The following is an 18,537-nucleotide window of genomic DNA, read 5'->3' on the forward strand; positions in this document are numbered from 1 at the left end:
TGTGACGGTATCGACCCGCCGCCTACGGTCCGTGACCATGGACTTCGAGGACGCCGAGCTCTACCGCGACATCACCGACTTCGCCCACGACACCCCAACGTGGGTACAGCACACCGCCGAGATATGGACGGAGGCCGGACTGCTGCTGTTCGCCGCGCTGTTCGCCGCGACGTGGTGGCGAGCCAGGGGCGACAGCGCCCGTGACTTCGCGATCGCGGTCCTTGCACCTGTGGCCACGGCTGTGGCGTACGTGTGCAGTGAGGTGCTCAAGTCCGTTGTCACGCAGGACCGTCCGTGCCGGGCAGTGCCGGACGCGACCGCTCCGCTCAGCGCCTGCCCATCGCCCGGCGACTGGTCCTTCCCCAGCAACCACGCCACCATCGCGGGAGCAGCAGCCGTCGCCCTGGCCCTGACCCGGCGCGCGCTGATCCGGCTGACGGCTCCCCTGGCCCTGCTGATGGCCTTCTCCCGGGTCTTCGTCGGGGTGCACTACCCGCACGACGTCGTGGCGGGTCTCGTCCTCGGTGCGGTCGTCGCCGTGGCCGCCGTACGGCTCGGCGCCCGTCCAGCGGCCCGGCTGGCCGAGACGATGCGCGCCTCGTCGGCGCCTGCCGTGCGGTGGTTCACGGGCCCGGGGTCACAGCGCCGCCCGACGTACGACGTGCGCTGAGCCCCCACGACTCCCCAACCCGCCTCACGACTCGACCGGTCCCGCCTCACGACTCCACCGACCCCGCCTCACGACTCCACCAGCCCCGCCTCATACGCCACGATCGCCGCCTGCACCCGGTTGCGCACCCCCAACCGGTCGAGCACCGAGCTGACATACGCCTTCACCGTGCCCTCCACCAGGTGCAGCCGGGCGGCGATCTCCGGGTTGGACAGGCCGGTGCCGACCAGCCCCAGCACCTCGCGCTCGCGCGGGCTGAGTTCGGCCACGCGCGCGCGTGCTGCGGCCTCGCGGCCAAGTCTGCCGTCGCTGCCGCCCAGTCCGTCGATGACGTACCGCGCGACCTTCGGCGACAGGAAGGCCGCGCCGCCCGCCACCGCCCTTACGCCGGCGATCAGTTCATACGGATCCCCGGACTTCAGCAGGAAGCCGGTCGCGCCGCCGCCCAGGGCGCGGGCCACGTAGGACTGTTCGGAGAAGGTGGTGAGCATCGCCACGGCCGTACCGGGGACGGTCCGTACGATCTCCTCCGCGGCGGCCAGTCCGTCCAGACGGGGCATACGGATGTCCAGCAGGGCCACGTCCGGCCGGTGCGCGCGGGTCAGTTCGACCGCTTCGCGCCCGTCGCCCGCCTCGGCGACGACGTCGGTCTCACCGCCGCTCGTCAGGATGGCGCGCACACCGGCCCGCACCATCGCCTCGTCGTCGGCCAGCAGTACGCGGATCACCGTACGAACTCCTCATCTGCGGAAGGGCGTTGCGACAGACCCGCCCTGGGGATCACGTCCTTGGCGACCAGCCGCCCCGCGTCGTCGAAGCAGAGCCTGAAGTGGTCCACGGAGACGAGGAGTTCGCCGCTGGCGCGGTAGTAGCGACAGACGCTGCCCTTCGGGGGCGGCACGGGCGCGCGCTCCACGGGGGCGTCCCGCACGGTGCGGTCCGGCAGGACGCCGGCGAGGTCGCGGGCCGAAGCCCCAAGGCGCAGCTCGGCGTAGGCGGCGGGTGGCAGCACCGAGTGGGTCTCCGTGTACGCGTACCAGGCGAACGCCCCGCCGACAAGCAAGACGCCCGCGCCGACGGCGACCGCGAAGGCGAGCGCGACGCGGCGGCGGGCGCGGGTGAAGGGGGCGTACGGGGCCGTGGCACGGGTCGGGTTCGGCCGTACGGCTGTGGCGGCGGGCTGTTCGGGGACGTACGCCCGCACGCGGAATCCGCCCCCGTACGGACCGGCCTCGAAGTCTCCGCCGACCGCGGTGACGGCGGCACGGAGGGCCTGGAGTCCGGTGCCGCCGGGGCGGGCCGGTACGTGCGGTGCATCCGGCGTGTCCGCCATGCCGGGCGACCCTGCCGCGTCGCGCGTGCCCGGTGTCCCACCGTCCGCTCCCGAGCCCCGCCCGCTGGTCACCGTGACCGTGACGTCGTCGGCCTCCCTGGCCGCCGCAACGGTGACCTCGGCACCTGGGGCGTGCCGGGCCGCGTTGGTCAGGGCCTCGCGGACCACGCGGTACAGGACCCGCTCGACGATACCGCCGGGCTCCAAGGCCAGGGCGTGCCCGCCCGCGCCGTCCCGCATCGAGTCCGCGGGCCACGCCACCGCACCGCCACCCACCACGTCCATCCGCTGCTCCGCCGCACAGTCCCCAACGGCCCCTGTCCACGTCCCCACCGGCTCCGCCTGCCCCACCGGCTCCACCAGCCCCACCGGCTCCGCCTGCCTCAGCACATCACCGCCCCCCGACGACTCCCACCGCACCGGCAGCCCCGACTCCGCGGCCCGTGCGACGAGTTGCTCGACGGTCTCGCCGGGCGGGGTGAGGGACACGGGCTCGTCCTCCTCCCGCAGGACGCCGATGATGCGGTGCAGTCGTTCGGTGGCGTCGGCGGCGGCCGCGCGCAGGTCGGCCGCGGCGGTGCGGTGGTGGTCAGGGAGGTCGGGGGCGACCTGGAGGGCGCCCGCGCGCAGGGCGATGAGGCTCAGTTCGTGGCCCAGGGAGTCATGCATGTCCTGGGCGATCCGGGCACGCTCGCGCAGCCGTGCGCGTTCCTCGGCGATGCGCTGCTCGCCCTCCAGCCGCGCGGCCCGCGTCCAGCCGGCCTCGGTCAGCTGACGGCTCTGCCGCCAGTACCGGCCGCCGAGCCAGGGGAACACACAGCCGAAGAGCAACGTGCCCGTCAGCACCACCCATTGCGGCGCCGGATCGACCCCGAACAGCGCGATCCTCGCCGTACCGAGACCACCGACGGCCCCGAGGACGAGCGCCGCCGGACGCACTGGCGCCGCACGCAGACCGAGCAGCAGCGCGAAGACGGCGAGGGCCGGGCCGTAGGAGACGGTGAAGAGCGCGGGGGCGGCGGCCAGGCCCAGTACGGCTGTCAGCACGAAGGCGGCCAAGGGCTGCCGTCGGGCCACGGCGACCGCGGCCGCGAGTACGACCGCCCCGGCCACCTGCTGCCACACGGCACGCGGCTCGTTCATCCCGACCCGGTCGGCCGTGAGCGCGGGCAACACGAGGACGGCCCACAGGAGGCAGGCCCGCCAGGTGCGAGGACGTTCCATCCGTACGACGCTACAAGCGGGAGGCGGGGCGGCACTGCTGTCGATCGTCAGGTTTGAGGACGAGGCACCTTCAGGGCCGAAGCGGACGGCCCGGGAGCGACAGCCCCCAGGATCCGCAACCGACCACGAACCGGCAGCCACAAACGCACCGGCACCGCCGCCTACCCACCCGACCGCCCCCAACATGGCAGGATCGGAAGGGCCATGACTGCGCCCACAAAGCCCTCAGCCGACAGCCCCGGCAACGCCCTCTCCGGCCCGACCCCCGGAGAGAACCTGCACAGCCCTGTGATCGGCTGGTTCGACGAAAACGCCCGTGACCTCCCCTGGCGGCGCCCCGAGGCCGGCCCCTGGGGAGTGATGGTCAGTGAGTTCATGCTGCAGCAGACGCCGGTGAACCGCGTCCTGCCCGTCTACGAACAGTGGCTCACCCGCTGGCCCCGCCCCGCCGACCTCGCCAAGGACGCCCCCGGCGAGGCCGTGCGCGCCTGGGGCCGGCTCGGCTACCCGCGCCGTGCGCTGCGGCTGCACGGCGCGGCCGTCGCCATAGCGGAACGGCACGGCGGGGACGTACCGACCGACCACGCACAGCTCCTCGCGCTGCCCGGCATCGGTGAGTACACGGCGGCCGCCGTGGCCTCCTTCGCGTACGGCCAGCGGCACCCCGTCCTGGACACCAACGTCCGCCGCGTGTTCGCCCGCGCCGTCACGGGCGTGCGGTTCCCGCCGAACGCCACGACCGCCGCCGAGCGCAAGCTCGCCCGCGCCCTGCTCCCCGACGACGACCGCACCGCCGCGCGCTGGGCCGCGGCTTCCATGGAGCTGGGTGCGCTGGTGTGCACCGCCAGGAACGAGTCGTGCCACCGGTGCCCGATCGCCGCCCAGTGCGCCTGGCGGGTCGCGGGCAAGCCGGAGCACGAGGGGCCGCCGCGGCGCGGTCAGACGTACGCCGGAACCGACCGCCAGGTGCGCGGCAAGCTGCTCGCCGTCCTGCGCGACGCCCACGGCCCCGTACCGCAGGCGGCCCTCGACCGGGTGTGGCACGAGCCGGTGCAGCGCGCCCGGGCGCTGGACGGCCTCGTCGCGGACGGTCTGGTGGAGCCGCTGCCGGGCGGGACGTACCGGCTGCCCCTTACCTGACGCACAGCCACATCACAGCGCAGGCGCCTCTGCGACAGCCAATACAGAGCAGTCGTACGACCGCTGCACAGCCGTCACGCCATAAATCACCCCATACCCACCTCAACCACTCCTCCGTTTTGTCCGTTTCCTGATTCCGTTACACAACCGACGGACAGCCGAGCGCTAGCCGCAGGCTGCTTCGGACAGGCCCGTGACAACGCCTCCGTAGCTTCATTTCCGTACCCGACAGGCGGGGACGACTACGAACCACAGGCAGTGGCACCGACGGCGAACGAGCCGGACGGGGACGGGGAATCGGGAGGCGGTCAACATGGCGCAGGGCGAGGTGCTCGAGTTCGAGGAGTACGTCCGCACCCGGCAGGACGCGCTGCTGCGCAGTGCCCGCCGACTGGTCCCGGACCCGGTGGACGCCCAGGACCTGCTGCAGACGGCGCTGGTGCGGACGTACCACCGCTGGGACGGCATCGCGGACAAGCGGCTCGCGGACGCCTACCTGCGCCGCGTGATGATCAACACGCGGACCGAGTGGTGGCGCGCCCGCAAGCTGGAGGAGGTGCCGACCGAGCAGCTCCCGGACGCCTCGGTCGACGACTCCACCGAGCAGCACGCGGACCGCGCCCTGCTGATGGACATCATGAAGGTGCTGGCTCCCAAGCAGCGCAGCGTCGTGGTGCTGCGACACTGGGAGCAGATGTCCACGGAGGAGACGGCCGCCGCCCTCGGCATGTCGGCCGGAACGGTCAAGAGCACGCTGCACCGGGCGCTCGCCCGGCTCCGCGAGGAGCTGGAGAGCCGCGATCTGGACGCACGCGCGCTGGAGCGTGAGGAGCGGGAGCGTTGCGCGGCCTAGGCACCACGGCGGGCGACACCGGGCACACGGACGGGGCCGACCGGGCGGACAGGGGCACGGACGGGGATTCCGCGGAGATCGGACCCCACCACCCCGGGCCCGCACCCGTCCGGGGGCCCTTGCAGGCGGCGTTCACGGCGATGGCCGTGGTCGTCGCCCTCGCCCTTTTCGTCTCCGCGTGCGGCACCGGCGGCACCGGCGCACGCGACGAGGGCCCGGCCCACGCCGACGCGATGGGCGGCTCCGCCGTCTCGTCGTCCGTCGCACCCGTGGCCACGCCCTCCGCCACCCTCTCCCCCGTGCCGGACCCGGCGGAGGCCGTCCACCTGGTCAAGGCGGATCCCGAGGTCTCGGCGGCGGTCAAGCGGGAGCTGACGCCGTGCGTGTCCGACGACTATCCCGTCGACGTGTCCTACGGCGATCTGACCGGCGGCCCGGCGGACGACATCGTGGTCAACGTCCTGTCCTGCGGCGATCTGGTCAGCGTCGCCTCGTACGTGTACCGGGAGCAGGACGGCACGTACCAGAATGTCTTCAGGGCCGAGGAGCCTCCGGTCTACGCGGAGATCGACCGCGGCTTTCTGGTGGTGACCGAGCAGGTGTACGCGAAGGACGACGCGCTGTCGAACCCGTCGAGCGAGAACGTGATCTCCTATAAGTGGGTCTCCGGTCGCTTCGTCCAGAAATACGACTCGCGCACCGTGTACGGCGACCTCGGCGAAGGCACCGAGACGGCGACGCCCGACGGCTGAGGAGTGGGTGCGGTGGCCACCGTGGTGAACGGATCGGCCGATCCGCGCGTCCACCAAGTGGGCACCCTGCAGGCAACAGACACGGAACACGAGGACTGAGAGCACCGGGATGGCAGACCAGACCCACGTCCTGTTCGTCGAGGACGACGACGTCATCCGCGAGGCCACCCAGCTCGCCCTCGAGCGGGACGGCTTCGCGGTCACCGCCATGCCCGACGGGCTGTCGGGCCTGGAGGCGTTCCGGACGAACCGGCCGGACATCGCGCTGCTGGACGTCATGGTCCCGGGCCTGGACGGGGTCAGCCTGTGCCGCCGTATCCGCGACGAGTCGACCGTGCCGGTGATCATGCTCTCGGCGCGTGCCGACTCGATCGACGTGGTGCTGGGCCTGGAGGCGGGCGCGGACGACTACGTGACCAAGCCGTTCGACGGTGCCGTGCTGGTCGCACGGATCCGTGCGGTGCTGCGCCGCTTCGGGCACGCGAGCGGCGGCGACCGGGCGGAGGAGGCCGATACGGCCGCCACCGGCGGGATGCTGTCCTTCGGCGACCTGGAGGTCGACACCGAGGGCATGGAGGTACGCCGGGCCGGCGCACCGGTGGCACTCACACCGACCGAGATGCGGCTGCTGCTGGAGTTCTCCTCGGCGCCGGGCACGGTGCTGTCGCGGGACAAGCTGCTGGAGCGCGTGTGGGACTACGGCTGGGGCGGGGACACCCGGGTCGTCGACGTCCATGTGCAGCGGCTGCGGCAGAAGATCGGCCAGGACCGCATCGAGACGGTCCGTGGCTTCGGCTACAAGTTGAAGGCCTGAGCGGGGCGGGCATGCGGGGGATGTTCAGACGCCCGGCGCCGTCGGGCGCGGGAAGCGCGGGGCCCACGGACGCGGCGGGCCTCGCGGACACGCGCACGATCGGTGGTGCGCGCGCACGGGTGGGCGGGCACATGGACGGTCGCACGGACGGCCGCATGGACATCGGGGCGAACAGCCGGGTGGGCAGCCGCATGAACGGCCTTACGGACGGACAGTGGGGCAGCCGCATGGGTGGTCGGTCGGGCAGCCGAACCGGTGGTCGCTCGGGCGGCCGGATCGGCAGTCGGTCAGGTAGCCGTATCGGTGGCCGGCTGAGCGGCCGGGTGGCCATTCGTACCGGGCTGAGGTGGAAGCTGAGCGCGGCGATCGCCCTGGTCGGCGCGCTCGTGGCGATCGTGCTGAGCCTGGTCGTGCACAACCAGGCCCGGGTCTCCATGCTGGACAGCGCACGCGACCTCGCCGACGAGCGCATCCAGATCGCCCAGCGCACCTACGAGCAGTCCAAGCGGCTGAACTTCCCCAACGCCACGATCGACGACCCGGCGCTGCCCGCGGCCCTGCGGGACAAGGTCGAGGAGGGCCGGCGGGCGACGTATGTCACGGACACGCCGAGCGGCGCGCCGGACATCTGGGCGGCCGTGCCGCTCAACAACGGGCAGGTGCTGTCGGTGCGCACCGGCTGGCCCGACCGCAGCCAGCAGATCCTCAACCGCCTCGACCAGGCCATGACCATCGGCTCCATCGCCGTGGTGCTCGGCGGCAGCGCGCTCGGCGTGCTCATCGGCGGACAGCTGTCGCGTCGGCTGCGCAAGGCGGCGGCCGCGGCGAACCAGGTCGCGAGCGGTGAGCCGGACGTCCGGGTGCGTGACGCCATCGGGGGTGTCGTACGGGACGAGACCGACGACCTGGCGAGCGCGGTGGACGCCATGGCGGACGCGCTGCAGCAGCGGCTGGAGGCGGAGCGCCGGGTCACCGCGGACATCGCGCACGAGCTGCGCACCCCGGTGACCGGGCTGCTGACGGCGGCCGAGCTGCTGCCGCCCGGCCGGCCCACCGAGCTGGTCCTGGACCGGGCGAAAGCCATGCGCACGCTCGTCGAGGACGTCCTCGAGGTGGCCCGCCTGGACAGCGCCTCGGAACGGGCCGAACTGCAGGACATCATGCTGGGCGAGTTCGTCAGCCGACGGGTCGCGGCGAAGGATCCCGCCATCGAGGTGCGGGTCGTCCACGAGTCGGAGGTCACGACCGACCCGCGCCGCCTGGAGCGGGTGCTGTTCAACCTGCTGGCCAACGCGGCACGGCACGGCAGGCCGCCGATCGAGGTCACCGTCGAGGGCCGGGTCATCCGGGTCCGCGACCACGGCCCCGGGTTCCCGGAGGACCTGCTCGCCGACGGCCCGAGCCGCTTCCGCACGGGCAGCAGCGACCGCTCCGGCCACGGCCACGGCCTCGGCCTGACGATCGCGGCGGGTCAGGCCCGGGTACTGGGTGCCCGCCTGACCTTCCGCAACGTTCGCCCGGCGGGCGCGCCCGAGCATGTGCGGGCCGAGGGTGCGGTGGCCGTCCTCTGGCTCCCGGAGCACGCGCCGACGAACACGGGGAGCTACCCGATGCTGCCGTAGCGGCGGTCGGGCGGGTCACCCGAAGGACGCGGCGGCCGGGTGGCTCACCCGAAGGACTTGGAGAAGTCGAGCTCCTCGTTCCGCTCGGTCAGCGAGTACCAGTTGCCGTTGTCGTCGCGGAAGATCGCCTCGATGCCGTACGGCCGCTCCTGCGGCTCCTGGATGAACTCCACCCCGCGCGCCTTGAAGGTCTCGTAGTCCCCCCGGCAGTCGTCGGTCCGGAAGGCACCCGCCCCGATGGCCCCCTTCCCGACGAGCTTCTTCAGCGCCTCGGAGGACTCGGGGTCGAGGCCGGGCCCGTCCAGGCTCATGAGCGCCAGCTCGACGTCCGGCTGGTCCTTGGCCCCCACGGTGATCCATCGCATATCGCCCATGGAGAGGTCGGTCCGCACCTCGAAGCCGATCTTCTCGGTGAAGAACGCCTTGGTCCGCTGCTGGTCGAACGTCCAGACGGTGGTGATGCCCAGGCCCTTGATCATGACGGTGCTCTCCCGTGCTCTCCCGTGGGTTCCTTGCCGTCACGTTAGGCAGGGGTGCCGTCAGCGCGCTTCTCCAAAGTTGCTCTCCTCCCCCTTGCTCCCCTCCCCCTCGGCGACCGCCAGCGTCTCCCGCTGCCGGAAGCCTCCGGCCCACAGCATCGCGTAGCACCCGGGTATCAGGGCCGCCCCGCGTCCGACGTGCTTCTCCCGGTACTCGCTCGGCGCCATCCCGGTCCGCGCCTTGAACTTCGCCGAGAACGTCCCGAGGCTGCTGAACCCGACGAGATGACAGATCTCGGTGACGGTCAGATCGGCCGCCCGCAGATACTCCTCGGCCCGCTCGATCCGCCGATGCGTCAGATACTGCCCCGGTGTCTCGCCGTACACCGCCTTGAAGGCCCGCACGAAGTGATACCGCGAGTACCCCGCGTGCGCGGCGACGGCATCCAGATCGAGCCCGGGGTCGGCCCAGTCCCGGTCCATGGCGTCCTTGGCCAGCCGCAGCTGCCGCACCTTGTCCATACGACCGATGCTGACACGCCCCACTGACAGGACGGAGCCAGGAACAGCACACAGCCCGGCCCGGAGCAAAGGCGAAGGCCCCCGGGCGGCACGCCACCCGAGGACCTTCACGCACTACCTGATCATCCAGCCGCACAAGGGCGCCCGAACGACTCGCGGGTTCAGATCTTCAGACCCTTGGCCCGCAGGAAGGCCACCGGGTCGACCGCGGAACCGAAGTTGGGGGTCTGGCGGATCTCGAAGTGCAGGTGCGGGCCGCTGGAGTTACCGGTGTTGCCGGACCGGGCTATGTTCTGACCGGTCTTGACGACCTGGCCGATCTTCACGTCGATGCGCGACAGGTGGGCGTACTGGGAGAACGTCCCGTTGCCGTGCTTGATGACGATGGCGTTGCCGTACGCGGGACCGTCACCGGCGCCGTTGCCGCCGGCCTTGACGACGGTGCCGCCGTGCGCGGCCACGACCTGGGTGCCGCTCGGGACGGCGAAGTCCTGCCCGCTGTGGGTGGACTGCCACATGCCGCCGGCCTGCGCGAAGCTGGCGGTCTTCGTGTACTTCTTCACCGGGCTCACCCAGGAGGCGGCGGCGGACTGGGCCTGTACGGCGGTGGAGACACCGGTGGCGGAAGTCAGCTCGGCGGCGACCGCGCCTCCGGCACCCAGCACGACCGAGGCCCCCAGGCCGGCGGCGACCACAGCGGCACGGGTGCGGAACGCGGACGTACGGGGCGAACGGAACGAGAAGCGCGGGAACATGCGAAACCTCATGGGGACGACGGCAGAGAAAACCACCCGGCGCACTAGGCGCTCACCGGATGGCCATCCCTTGGTAACCCCCAGCGGGTCGAACCCCAAAACCCCCGATCTACGAAGGACGCTAGTACTCCGCCATAAAAATCACCGCATCTTGACAGAGGCCCCATTCCGGACGAACCAGCATGGATACCGAAATCCTGCAGTCGATTCCAGAGCGAAAGTCCCTTTTGTCCATGCGCCCGTTTCCACTATTCCCGCTAGTAACGGACAAATCGCCTGTGCGGCATGTCACCGCCGAGCGCAATCAAGAGACCCCGGAATGTGACGGGCGCTACGCGGCCGATCCCTCAACTCGTAACGAAATCCTGCGCAGTTATGTGAGCGACGCCTCAACGTGAGCTACCGTCCGGTAACCCGCTGGTTCCCCACCAGCCACTCCCGCACACGAACATGCACGCGACAACCCCGCGCACGTGACGTGAGAGGACCCCCACATGACGCTTCGCCCCTGGGCGCGCCGCATAGCGGTCGGCACCGCCTCCGCAGCCGCCCTCGTGGCCCTCGCGGTCCCCGCCGAAGCGGCGACCGCGGCCGCGACGAGCACCTCCGCGACGGCCGCCGCCACGGCGGCCGCCGAGGATGTCGACTACGACACCTGGCAGAAGGACTGCCAGGCGGTGATGGACCAGGCGCTGCCCTATCTGAAGCAGCGCATCGCGAACACCAAGCCGGGCGAGAAGCAGGCGATCGTCTTCGACATCGACAACACCACCCTGGAGACGGACTTCGGCTTCAGCTACCCGCAGCCGGCCAACGCGCCGGTCCTGGAGGTCGCCAAGTACGCCCAGGAGCACGGCGTCTCCCTGTTCTTCGTGACCGCCCGCCCGGGCATCATCTACTCGGTGACCGACTACAACCTCAAGCACGTCGGTTACCAGGTCTCCGGCCTCTACGTGCGCAGCTTCCTCGACCTCTTCAAGAACGTCGCGGACTACAAGACGGCCCAGCGCGTCGCCATCGAGAACAAGGGCTACACGATCATCGCGAACATCGGCAACAGCGCCACCGACCTGTCGGGCGGCCACGCCGAGAAGACGTACAAGCTGCCGGACTACGACGGTCAGTTGTCGTAAGCAGCCTTCCCTTGGGCATGCGAAAGGGGCCGGTGCTGATGAGCACCGGCCCCTTTCTTCGGCTCAACCCCTGGAGGGTCAGGCGTCCTTGCTCAGGTTCGGCCCGGTTCCACCGGCCGCCTGCTCGATCGGCGGGACGTCCGGCAGCGCCGACTTCTCCTCACCGCGGAAGGTGAAGGTCTTGGTCTCGCCCTCACCCTCGGTGTCCACGACCACGATGTGACCGGGGCGCAGCTCGCCGAAGAGGATCTTCTCCGACAGCGAGTCCTCGATCTCGCGCTGGATGGTGCGACGCAGCGGCCGCGCGCCCAGCACCGGGTCGTAGCCCTTCTTGGACAGCAGCTCCTTGGCGGACTGGGAGAGCTCGATGCCCATGTCCCGGTCCTTCAGGCGCTCGTCCACCTTGCCGATCATCAGGTCGACGATCCGCAGGATGTCGGACTGGGTCAGCTGCGGGAAGACGACCACGTCGTCGACGCGGTTGAGGAACTCGGGGCGGAAGTGCTGCTTGAGCTCGTCCGACACCTTGTTCTTCATGCGCTCGTAGTTGGTCTTCGTGTCACCCGAGGCCGCGAAGCCCAGGTTGAAGCCCTTGGAGATGTCCCGGGTGCCGAGGTTGGTCGTCATGATGATGACCGTGTTCTTGAAGTCCACGACCCGGCCCTGGGAGTCGGTCAGACGACCGTCCTCCAGGATCTGCAGCAGCGAGTTGAAGATGTCCGGGTGGGCCTTCTCGACCTCGTCGAAGAGGACGACGGAGAACGGCTTGCGGCGGACCTTCTCGGTCAGCTGGCCGCCCTCTTCGTAGCCCACGTAGCCGGGGGGCGAACCGAACAGACGCGACACCGTGTGCTTCTCGCTGAACTCCGACATGTCGAGGGAGATCAGCGCGTCCTCGTCGCCGAAGAGGAACTCGGCGAGCGCCTTGGACAGCTCGGTCTTACCGACACCGGACGGGCCGGCGAAGATGAACGAACCACCCGGACGCTTCGGGTCCTTCAGACCCGCACGCGTACGGCGGATCGCCTTCGACAGCGCCTTGACGGCGTCGTCCTGGCCGATGACCCGCTTGTGGAGCTCGTCCTCCATGCGGAGCAGGCGGCTGGACTCCTCCTCGGTCAGCTTGAAGACCGGGATGCCGGTGGCCGTGGCGAGGACCTCGGCGATCAGCTCGCCGTCGACCTCGGCGACGACGTCCATGTCGCCGGCCTTCCACTCCTTCTCCCGCTTGGCCTTGGCGGCCAGGAGCTGCTTCTCCTTGTCACGGAGAGAGGCGGCCTTCTCGAAGTCCTGCGAGTCGATCGCGGACTCCTTGTCCCGGCGGACACCGGCGATCTTCTCGTCGAACTCGCGCAGGTCCGGCGGCGCGGTCATCCGGCGGATGCGCATCCGGGAACCGGCCTCGTCGATCAGGTCGATCGCCTTGTCCGGCAGGAAGCGGTCCGAGATGTACCGGTCGGCCAGGGTGGCGGCCTGGACCAGCGCCTCGTCGGTGATGGAGACGCGGTGGTGGGCCTCGTACCGGTCGCGCAGACCCTTGAGGATCTCGATCGTGTGGGGCAGGGACGGCTCGGCGACCTGGATGGGCTGGAAGCGGCGCTCCAGGGCCGCGTCCTTCTCCAGGTGCTTGCGGTACTCGTCCAGCGTGGTCGCACCGATGGTCTGCAGCTCACCGCGGGCCAGCATCGGCTTCAGGATGGAGGCCGCGTCGATGGCGCCCTCGGCGGCACCCGCACCGACCAGCGTGTGGAGCTCGTCGATGAACAGGATGATGTCGCCGCGGGTACGGATCTCCTTGAGCACCTTCTTCAGGCGCTCCTCGAAGTCACCGCGGTAGCGGGAGCCGGCGACCAGCGCGCCGAGGTCCAGGGTGTAGAGGTGCTTGTCCTTGAGGGTCTCGGGCACCTCGCCCTTGACGATGGCCTGGGCGAGGCCCTCGACGACGGCGGTCTTGCCGACGCCGGGCTCACCGATCAGGACCGGGTTGTTCTTGGTACGGCGGGACAGCACCTGCATGACCCGCTCGATCTCCTTCTCGCGCCCGATGACCGGGTCGAGCTTGGACTCACGAGCGGCCTGGGTGAGGTTCCGGCCGAACTGGTCGAGGACCAGGGACGTCGAGGGCGTGCCCTCGGCAGGCCCGCCGGCGGTGGCGGTCTCCTTGCCCTGGTAACCGGAGAGCAGCTGGATCACCTGCTGCCGCACCCGGTTCAGATCTGCGCCCAGCTTGACCAGGACCTGGGCGGCGACGCCCTCGCCCTCACGGATCAGGCCGAGCAGGATGTGCTCCGTGCCGATGTAGTTGTGGCCCAGCTGAAGGGCCTCGCGGAGCGACAGCTCCAGGACCTTCTTGGCACGGGGGGTGAAGGGAATGTGACCCGAGGGCGCCTGCTGGCCCTGGCCGATGATCTCCTCCACCTGCTGGCGGACCGCCTCGAGCGAAATCCCGAGGCTCTCAAGGGCCTTGGCGGCGACACCCTCACCCTCGTGGATCAGGCCCAGGAGGATGTGCTCGGTGCCGATGTAGTTGTGGTTGAGCATCCGGGCTTCTTCCTGAGCCAGGACGACAACCCGCCGCGCGCGGTCGGTGAACCTCTCGAACATCGTTAATCGCTCCTCAGAGCGGTCAGGCAGTGGGGGGAACTTCCCCTCCCTGTCCTTCCGCAGCTTAGTCCCGCAAGCGGGGACCGCTCATTCCAACTGCCGACACCGTCGATGGCCTCCTGACCCGTGACGCCGACATCTGCTCCAACCCGATGGTGCGAGACGATGTTCCCGCAGGCCAGGTGGTTACCCTCACCATCAGTACGCCGATGGCGAACGTGAGACCCACTGTCCTGCGTGTCGCCCCCTCCCACTAGGGATGTCTTACCCGCTGGGACTGACACTCCATGCCGCGCCCCCCGGTTCCCTCCGCTACGGGCGAACAACCTTGCGCCTCCCCGCACCCCCCGCACGCCCCCTTTTCAGCACGCTGCGCATCCACTAGGACACCCAGCGTAACCCGAATGCTCTTTCGGCGGTTGCACCTGGCATGGTCGGCACCCGCCCCGTGATCACCACGGACCACGCCACGATCCCCCTCCCCCGTCGGCCGCTCGATCCGAGCGATCAGGTCCGCCGTTGGTACGAGAACGAACTGGGCTGGCCGGTGGTGCCCGGGGCACCCGGATCCCCGCCGTGCCTTCGTGTGGGTCCGCGCTTCGACGTCCTGGAGGTTCCCGCCGCGGCAGGCCACGCGGCGCTGCGCCATCTGGTGCCGGGCTCCCCGGTGGCCGTGCGGGGCGACCGGATGCGGCTGCTCATCGCCGCGGGCAGCGCGGACGAGGTGCCGGGGGCACTGGACTGGCTGGAGTGGGGCACGCTGCCCCTGGACCTGGCGACACTCGGCGAGGGCGACCTCATGGAGGCGCCCCTGCCATCCGAGTGGGGCCGCGTCATGGCCGTACGGCACCCCCTCGATCCGGGACCGAGGGCGGCCGTACGGCGTTCCGGCCCGTCGGGGGTCTGCGCGGTGCGGCCGCTTCCCCTGGACCGCGTTTGTGCCGTACAGGGGGCCGCCGTGTGGCTGCGGCCCCCCGAGCCTGGGGGCGAGGTCGAGACCTCGCTGCCGACGCTGTCGGCCATGGGGGGCGGTGGGGGCGCCCCCGATCTGGTGCGGGTTCTGGACACGGTGGCGACGCACTGCCACCGTCTGCGGCTGCGGCGTGTGGGCACCCAGCCGACGGCCTGTCCATAGGACAGGTTCTGTCCATAGGACAGGTTCTGTCCATAGGACAGGTTGTGTCCGTGGAGCAGGTTCTGTCCGTGGAGCAAACCCTGTCCATTGCGAAGGCCTTGTCCGTAGTCCGGTCTTCGGCCTGTTTGCCGGTCAGGCTTTGGCCTTGGATCAGGCGTTGGCCTTCTCGTATGCCTCGCGAATGGACGCGGGGACACGGCCGCGGTCGTTGACCTCGTAGCCGTTCTCCTTCGCCCACGCACGGATCTGCGCGGTGTCCTGGCTGCCACCGGAAGCGGCGCGCGCCTTTCCGCGGCCACCCGCAGCGCGGCCTCCGGTACGACGACCGCCCTTCACGTAAGGCTCGAGAAGGCCACGGAGCTTGTCCGCATTGGCAGTCGTGAGATCGATCTCGTACGTCTTGCCGTCCAGCGCGAACGTCACGGTCTCGTCCGCCTCGCCGCCGTCGAGGTCGTCGACAAGAAGGACCTGAACCTTCTGTGCCACCGGATTTCCTTTCATCGATAACTTGAGGGCCGGGGGTCGCGGCGTCCGCCGTTTCGCCGTCCCCTGTTATATGCAGTACTGCAGTACGTCGGAAAGCAAACCGCTTTTGCGGGAAAAACACAAACCCCCGGGAGAGACCCACCGGCCCGACCGCCGTCCGGAAACATGCGCGTTTCGGACATAGGGAACCCGGGCATGGCCGCTCGGCCGGAATACGGGTTGTGGATCGGCGGTGGATGCTCGGCGATCACAGATGCAGAAGCATCCGGCTGTTGCCCAAGGTGTTCGGTTTCACTCGTTCGAGACCGAGGAACTCCGCCACGCCCTCGTCATAGGAACGCAGCAGCTCCGCGTAGACATCGGTGTCAACCGGGGTCTCGCCGATCTCGACGAAGCCGTGCTTGCCGAAGAAGTCCACTTCGAAGGTCAGACAGAAAACCCGTCGAACGCCCAGCCAACGCGCGGTGTGCAGCAACTTCTCCAGCAACTGATGACCGACGCCGGCGCCCTTCAGGCCGGGCTTCACCGCGAGAGTGCGGACTTCCGCCAGGTCTTCCCACATGACGTGCAGGGCGCCGCAGCCGACGACCTCGCCGTTGTCGTCGCGTTCCGCGACCCAGAACTCCTGGATGTCCTCGTAAAGCGTCACCGTGGCTTTGTCGAGCAGGATGCGACGCTGGACGTACTCGTCAAGGAGACGACGCACCGCCGGGACATCGCTGGTGCGGGCCCGGCGGACGGTGATGGCTTTTGCGGTGACTTCTGGGCTCTCCGCCGAAGGGCTCCCGGTGGAGTGGCTCTCTGCTGACATGAGCGGACGCTATCGCCCGCCGGGCCCCTGCGCCGAGCCGGGGTTCTCATGGCCGGTATCGGTGCGGGTATCCGGGCTGGTATCCGTGCTGGTATCGACGGTGGCGGTATCCGTGGTGCCGGTATCGGGAGCGGCGCTATCGGGGCCGGGGGTATCGGTGCGGCGGGTATCGGGCCTGGTATCGGCGCCGGTATCGGTGGTGGTATCGCCGCTGGTATCGGCCGTGGCGGTATCCGTGGTGCCGGTATCGGGGGCCGCAACGCCGGATGTCTCGGGCGGTACCGCGGGGTCCGGCGTTTCCGGGCCCTGGACGATGCGTACGGCGTCTCGCAGGGCACGGCGCTGTTCGTCGCTCATCATGCCGAAGAAGGCGACGAGTGCGGCGGCGGGGTTGTCGCTCTGTGACCAGGCGTCGTTCATCAGGGCGGCCGCGTAGGCGGCTCGCGTGGAGACCGCCTCATATCGATAGGCCCGGCCTTCCGCCTCGCGGCGTACCCAGCCCTTCTGATGGAGATTGTCCAAAACGGTCATGACCGTGGTGTACGCGATGGACCGTTCCTGCTGAAGATCTTCCAGGACTTCTCGAACGGTCACCGGGCGGTTCCACTTCCACACCCGCGTCATGACCGCGTCTTCGAGTTCTCCCAATGGGCGAGGCACAGCTCGCACAATAGTGGGAGATCCGGGTGTTGGCGTGTCGGACGGGGGCTTTCCCGGCAAACGGCAACAAAAAGGGCGTACGACTCGAAAGCGGTTGGCTTGCGTCGTACGCCGGTGAGGTCGCTGGTCGCCCCGCCTGCGGGCGCGCTCAGGCGTCCGGGTTCGTGGAGGCCTGGCGGGTGCCCTCCACGCGCGCGAGGGCGGCGTCGACGGCCGCGTCCTCCTTGGCCTTGTTGGCTCCGCCCTGGGTCTTCACGATCACCCTGATCACACCGATGAAGAACACGGCCATGACGACCGGCGGGAGGAGTGCGGAGACGTAGTCCATGCGTCAAGGGTAGCCAGGGGCGGGGTGGCGGTTGGGCGGGGGTTGGGGGATGGGGGCGTGAGGGGGATGGGGTGCGAGGGGCTTGCGGGGGATGTGCCCGCAGAACCCCAGGCGGGGGCGTTCGGGAAGGCGCGCGCCTGGGGTCCGCTTGCGGTCGGTCTCAGCCTGCGGCGAGTTGCTGGGGCGGGTTCGTGGACGGTGGGGTCGGTTTGCGGCGGGGGAAGACCTCGCCGGGGGTGGGGATCGGGCGCGGCGGTTTCGGGGCGGCGGGGGTGCGCTCGGGGGTCGGGCCGGGGCCGGGTTTGGGAGCGGCCGGTTTTTCGGCGGGCTTCTTCCGGGGCGGTTTGGCGGGTTCCTGGCCGGTGTCCTGGGCGGGGAGGACGACGGTGGTGCCGGGGGAAGAGGCGTCGGAGCGGCCATGGGTGAGGCCGCCGGGGAGGGCCGTGAGGTGGGTGCGGGACGCGGGGATGGCTGGGGTGGCCGGGTGCGCGTGGCGGCCAAGGGAGGCCTGGTGGGCCTGGTGGGTCGGGGAGACGATGGAGGCCGGGGAGGCCTGGTGGGCCCGGTGTGCGGTGCCGTGTGGGAGTCGGGCTTGTGCGGCCGCGGCCTGGTCGGCGAGTGGGTGGCAGCGGGTGAGGAGGGTGGCTGCGGTGGGGTTGCCGCGCAGGGCGCTGAGGGCGATGACGTCGTCGGGGGTCGGGTGGTACCCGGCGGTGAGGGCCTCTTCGAGGAGGGTGAGGTAGCCGGCCGCGGTGCCGGGGAGGGCGGCGCGGTAGCGGGCGAGATCGGCCACCAAGAACGCACGCAGCCGGGCGCCCTCGCGCATCGCCTCGTCGAGCGACTCGGCGAGGCGGAGACAGTCCTGGACGTCTTCGGCCGAGGCGGGGCTGGGGTGGAGGGCAAGGGCGAGAGCGCGGCGGAGCACACGCAGCTCCTCCGCGCCGAACGCCATGCCGCCGCGGGATCCGTATGGCGTGGGCATGCGGTGACGATACGCGCTAATCAGACAAACACGGCATAGGGGGGCGGGTGTGGCGTGGGGAGCCACTCGGGTGGTGGGTGGGGGATGCCTTCGGCGCCTGTGCGGGTGAGGGGGGTGCGCGTAGCGCCTGCGGTCGGTGCGTGGGGCGGGGGGGGGGGGGGGGGGGGGGGGGGGGGGGGGGGGGGGGGGGGGGGGGGGGGGGGGGGGGGGGGGGGGGGGGGGGGGGGGGGGGGG

20 protein-coding genes are annotated in these 18,537 nt (G+C 70.5%); 9 read left to right on the top strand and 11 right to left on the bottom strand.

All coding sequences use genetic code 11. The features are described from left to right. Positions 1-37: 37 nt before the first annotated feature. Positions 38-670, top strand: coding sequence for a phosphatase PAP2 family protein (locus ACIBAG_RS45330; protein WP_399113966.1), 633 nt, complete (start codon positions 38-40; stop codon positions 668-670). Positions 671-738: 68 nt separating this feature from the next. On the opposite strand, the gene ACIBAG_RS45335 is transcribed toward ACIBAG_RS45330, so the two are convergent. Then, positions 739-1,398 (bottom strand): response regulator, encoded by a 660-nt coding sequence (locus tag ACIBAG_RS45335; protein ID WP_399113968.1) that lies wholly within the window; start codon positions 1,396-1,398, stop codon positions 739-741. Further along, positions 1,395-3,227, bottom strand: coding sequence for a sensor histidine kinase (locus tag ACIBAG_RS45340; RefSeq protein ID WP_399113970.1), 1,833 nt, complete (start codon positions 3,225-3,227; stop codon positions 1,395-1,397). The genes ACIBAG_RS45335 and ACIBAG_RS45340 overlap by 4 nt, the downstream gene beginning before the upstream one ends. Before the next feature lie 204 nt (positions 3,228-3,431). On the opposite strand from ACIBAG_RS45340, the gene ACIBAG_RS45345 reads away from it, so the two are divergent. The 5 genes from ACIBAG_RS45345 to cseC all read left to right on the top strand — a co-directional run bounded on the left by ACIBAG_RS45345 (position 3,432) and on the right by cseC (position 8,408). Beyond that, a complete protein-coding gene (locus ACIBAG_RS45345; protein WP_399113972.1) occupies positions 3,432-4,367 on the top strand; it encodes an A/G-specific adenine glycosylase in 936 nt (311 codons plus the stop codon). Between the two features lie 313 nt (positions 4,368-4,680). After that, positions 4,681-5,220 (top strand): SigE family RNA polymerase sigma factor, encoded by a 540-nt coding sequence (locus ACIBAG_RS45350; protein ID WP_003999062.1) that lies wholly within the window; start codon positions 4,681-4,683, stop codon positions 5,218-5,220. Between the two features lie 140 nt (positions 5,221-5,360). Next, entirely contained in the window at positions 5,361-5,972 is a 612-nt protein-coding gene (locus tag ACIBAG_RS45355; protein ID WP_399113991.1) for a hypothetical protein, read from the top strand. Positions 5,973-6,081: 109 nt separating this feature from the next. Beyond that, on the top strand, positions 6,082-6,786 hold the full coding sequence (gene cseB / locus ACIBAG_RS45360) for a two-component system response regulator CseB (RefSeq protein ID WP_399113974.1): 705 nt from the start codon (positions 6,082-6,084) through the stop codon (positions 6,784-6,786). Positions 6,787-6,977: 191 nt separating this feature from the next. Beyond that, entirely contained in the window at positions 6,978-8,408 is a 1,431-nt protein-coding gene (cseC, locus tag ACIBAG_RS45365; RefSeq protein ID WP_399113992.1) for a two-component system sensor histidine kinase CseC, read from the top strand. A 44-nt stretch (positions 8,409-8,452) separates the two neighbouring features. On the opposite strand, the gene ACIBAG_RS45370 is transcribed toward cseC, so the two are convergent. The 3 genes from ACIBAG_RS45370 to ACIBAG_RS45380 form a co-directional block, all read right to left on the bottom strand. Further along, positions 8,453-8,887 (bottom strand): VOC family protein, encoded by a 435-nt coding sequence (locus ACIBAG_RS45370; RefSeq protein ID WP_399113975.1) that lies wholly within the window; start codon positions 8,885-8,887, stop codon positions 8,453-8,455. A 60-nt stretch (positions 8,888-8,947) separates the two neighbouring features. After that, entirely contained in the window at positions 8,948-9,409 is a 462-nt protein-coding gene (locus tag ACIBAG_RS45375) for a helix-turn-helix transcriptional regulator (RefSeq protein ID WP_399113977.1), read from the bottom strand. A 161-nt stretch (positions 9,410-9,570) separates the two neighbouring features. Further along, the gene (locus ACIBAG_RS45380; protein ID WP_399113994.1) at positions 9,571-10,164 is read right to left on the bottom strand and encodes a M23 family metallopeptidase; all 594 of its coding nucleotides are present in this window, start codon (positions 10,162-10,164) and stop codon (positions 9,571-9,573) included. Between the two features lie 182 nt (positions 10,165-10,346). Here ACIBAG_RS45380 and ACIBAG_RS45385 point away from each other — a divergent pair, with 182 nt between their 5' ends. Together ACIBAG_RS45385 and ACIBAG_RS45390 are read left to right on the top strand one after the other, a co-directional pair. Beyond that, a complete protein-coding gene (locus ACIBAG_RS45385) occupies positions 10,347-10,562 on the top strand; it encodes a hypothetical protein (RefSeq protein WP_399113979.1) in 216 nt (71 codons plus the stop codon). Between the two features lie 96 nt (positions 10,563-10,658). Further along, positions 10,659-11,297, top strand: coding sequence for an HAD family acid phosphatase (locus tag ACIBAG_RS45390; RefSeq protein WP_399113981.1), 639 nt, complete (start codon positions 10,659-10,661; stop codon positions 11,295-11,297). A 78-nt stretch (positions 11,298-11,375) separates the two neighbouring features. Here ACIBAG_RS45390 and ACIBAG_RS45395 read toward each other — a convergent pair whose 3' ends face one another. After that, on the bottom strand, positions 11,376-13,901 hold the full coding sequence (locus tag ACIBAG_RS45395) for an ATP-dependent Clp protease ATP-binding subunit (RefSeq protein ID WP_399113983.1): 2,526 nt from the start codon (positions 13,899-13,901) through the stop codon (positions 11,376-11,378). 430 nt (positions 13,902-14,331) lie between these two features. Between ACIBAG_RS45395 and ACIBAG_RS45400 the strand changes: the two genes are divergently transcribed. Continuing rightward, positions 14,332-15,036, top strand: a complete 705-nt coding sequence (locus ACIBAG_RS45400; protein ID WP_399113985.1) for an SCO3374 family protein — start codon at positions 14,332-14,334, stop codon at positions 15,034-15,036. Positions 15,037-15,186: 150 nt separating this feature from the next. Here ACIBAG_RS45400 and ACIBAG_RS45405 read toward each other — a convergent pair whose 3' ends face one another. The 5 genes from ACIBAG_RS45405 to ACIBAG_RS45425 all read right to left on the bottom strand — a co-directional run bounded on the left by ACIBAG_RS45405 (position 15,187) and on the right by ACIBAG_RS45425 (position 18,303). After that, positions 15,187-15,522 carry an Lsr2 family protein gene (locus tag ACIBAG_RS45405; protein WP_399113986.1) on the bottom strand — a complete coding sequence of 112 codons (336 nt, stop codon included), beginning with the start codon at positions 15,520-15,522 and terminating at the stop codon, positions 15,187-15,189. Positions 15,523-15,769: 247 nt separating this feature from the next. Then, the gene (locus ACIBAG_RS45410; RefSeq protein WP_399113988.1) at positions 15,770-16,333 is read right to left on the bottom strand and encodes an amino-acid N-acetyltransferase; all 564 of its coding nucleotides are present in this window, start codon (positions 16,331-16,333) and stop codon (positions 15,770-15,772) included. A 9-nt stretch (positions 16,334-16,342) separates the two neighbouring features. After that, complete coding sequence (locus tag ACIBAG_RS45415; protein ID WP_399113996.1) at positions 16,343-16,957, bottom strand: BlaI/MecI/CopY family transcriptional regulator; 615 nt, start codon at positions 16,955-16,957, stop codon at positions 16,343-16,345. 184 nt (positions 16,958-17,141) lie between these two features. Beyond that, positions 17,142-17,321: a hypothetical protein gene (locus ACIBAG_RS45420; RefSeq protein ID WP_399113989.1), complete on the bottom strand. Its 180-nt coding sequence runs from the start codon at positions 17,319-17,321 to the stop codon at positions 17,142-17,144. A gap of 160 nt (positions 17,322-17,481) precedes the next feature. After that, positions 17,482-18,303: a hypothetical protein gene (locus ACIBAG_RS45425; protein WP_399113990.1), complete on the bottom strand. Its 822-nt coding sequence runs from the start codon at positions 18,301-18,303 to the stop codon at positions 17,482-17,484. Positions 18,304-18,537: the final 234 nt, after the last annotated feature.

Origin of the sequence: Streptomyces sp. NPDC051243 (genome assembly GCF_044455405.1) — a bacterium.
Lineage (GTDB): Bacteria > Actinomycetota > Actinomycetes > Streptomycetales > Streptomycetaceae > Streptomyces.

What these genes read in the sequence shown, in the direction of transcription:
- ACIBAG_RS45395 (WP_399113983.1), bottom strand. Translation starts at nt 13,901, where the DNA reads ATGTTCGAGAGGTTCACCGACCGCGCGCGGCGGGTTGTCGTCCTGGCT.
- ACIBAG_RS45385 (WP_399113979.1), top strand. Translation starts at nt 10,347, where the DNA reads ATGGATACCGAAATCCTGCAGTCGATTCCAGAGCGAAAGTCCCTTTTG.
- ACIBAG_RS45410 (WP_399113988.1), bottom strand. Translation starts at nt 16,333, where the DNA reads ATGTCAGCAGAGAGCCACTCCACCGGGAGCCCTTCGGCGGAGAGCCCA.
- ACIBAG_RS45420 (WP_399113989.1), bottom strand. Translation starts at nt 17,321, where the DNA reads ATGGACTACGTCTCCGCACTCCTCCCGCCGGTCGTCATGGCCGTGTTC.
- ACIBAG_RS45340 (WP_399113970.1), bottom strand. Translation starts at nt 3,227, where the DNA reads ATGGAACGTCCTCGCACCTGGCGGGCCTGCCTCCTGTGGGCCGTCCTC.
- ACIBAG_RS45415 (WP_399113996.1), bottom strand. Translation starts at nt 16,957, where the DNA reads ATGACGCGGGTGTGGAAGTGGAACCGCCCGGTGACCGTTCGAGAAGTC.
- cseB (WP_399113974.1), top strand. Translation starts at nt 6,082, where the DNA reads ATGGCAGACCAGACCCACGTCCTGTTCGTCGAGGACGACGACGTCATC.
- ACIBAG_RS45380 (WP_399113994.1), bottom strand. Translation starts at nt 10,164, where the DNA reads ATGTTCCCGCGCTTCTCGTTCCGTTCGCCCCGTACGTCCGCGTTCCGC.
- ACIBAG_RS45375 (WP_399113977.1), bottom strand. Translation starts at nt 9,409, where the DNA reads ATGGACAAGGTGCGGCAGCTGCGGCTGGCCAAGGACGCCATGGACCGG.
- ACIBAG_RS45425 (WP_399113990.1), bottom strand. Translation starts at nt 18,303, where the DNA reads ATGCCCACGCCATACGGATCCCGCGGCGGCATGGCGTTCGGCGCGGAG.
- ACIBAG_RS45330 (WP_399113966.1), top strand. Translation starts at nt 38, where the DNA reads ATGGACTTCGAGGACGCCGAGCTCTACCGCGACATCACCGACTTCGCC.
- ACIBAG_RS45350 (WP_003999062.1), top strand. Translation starts at nt 4,681, where the DNA reads ATGGCGCAGGGCGAGGTGCTCGAGTTCGAGGAGTACGTCCGCACCCGG.
- ACIBAG_RS45355 (WP_399113991.1), top strand. Translation starts at nt 5,361, where the DNA reads ATGGCCGTGGTCGTCGCCCTCGCCCTTTTCGTCTCCGCGTGCGGCACC.
- ACIBAG_RS45370 (WP_399113975.1), bottom strand. Translation starts at nt 8,887, where the DNA reads ATGATCAAGGGCCTGGGCATCACCACCGTCTGGACGTTCGACCAGCAG.
- ACIBAG_RS45400 (WP_399113985.1), top strand. Translation starts at nt 14,332, where the DNA reads ATGGTCGGCACCCGCCCCGTGATCACCACGGACCACGCCACGATCCCC.
- ACIBAG_RS45345 (WP_399113972.1), top strand. Translation starts at nt 3,432, where the DNA reads ATGACTGCGCCCACAAAGCCCTCAGCCGACAGCCCCGGCAACGCCCTC.
- ACIBAG_RS45390 (WP_399113981.1), top strand. Translation starts at nt 10,659, where the DNA reads ATGACGCTTCGCCCCTGGGCGCGCCGCATAGCGGTCGGCACCGCCTCC.
- cseC (WP_399113992.1), top strand. Translation starts at nt 6,978, where the DNA reads ATGAACGGCCTTACGGACGGACAGTGGGGCAGCCGCATGGGTGGTCGG.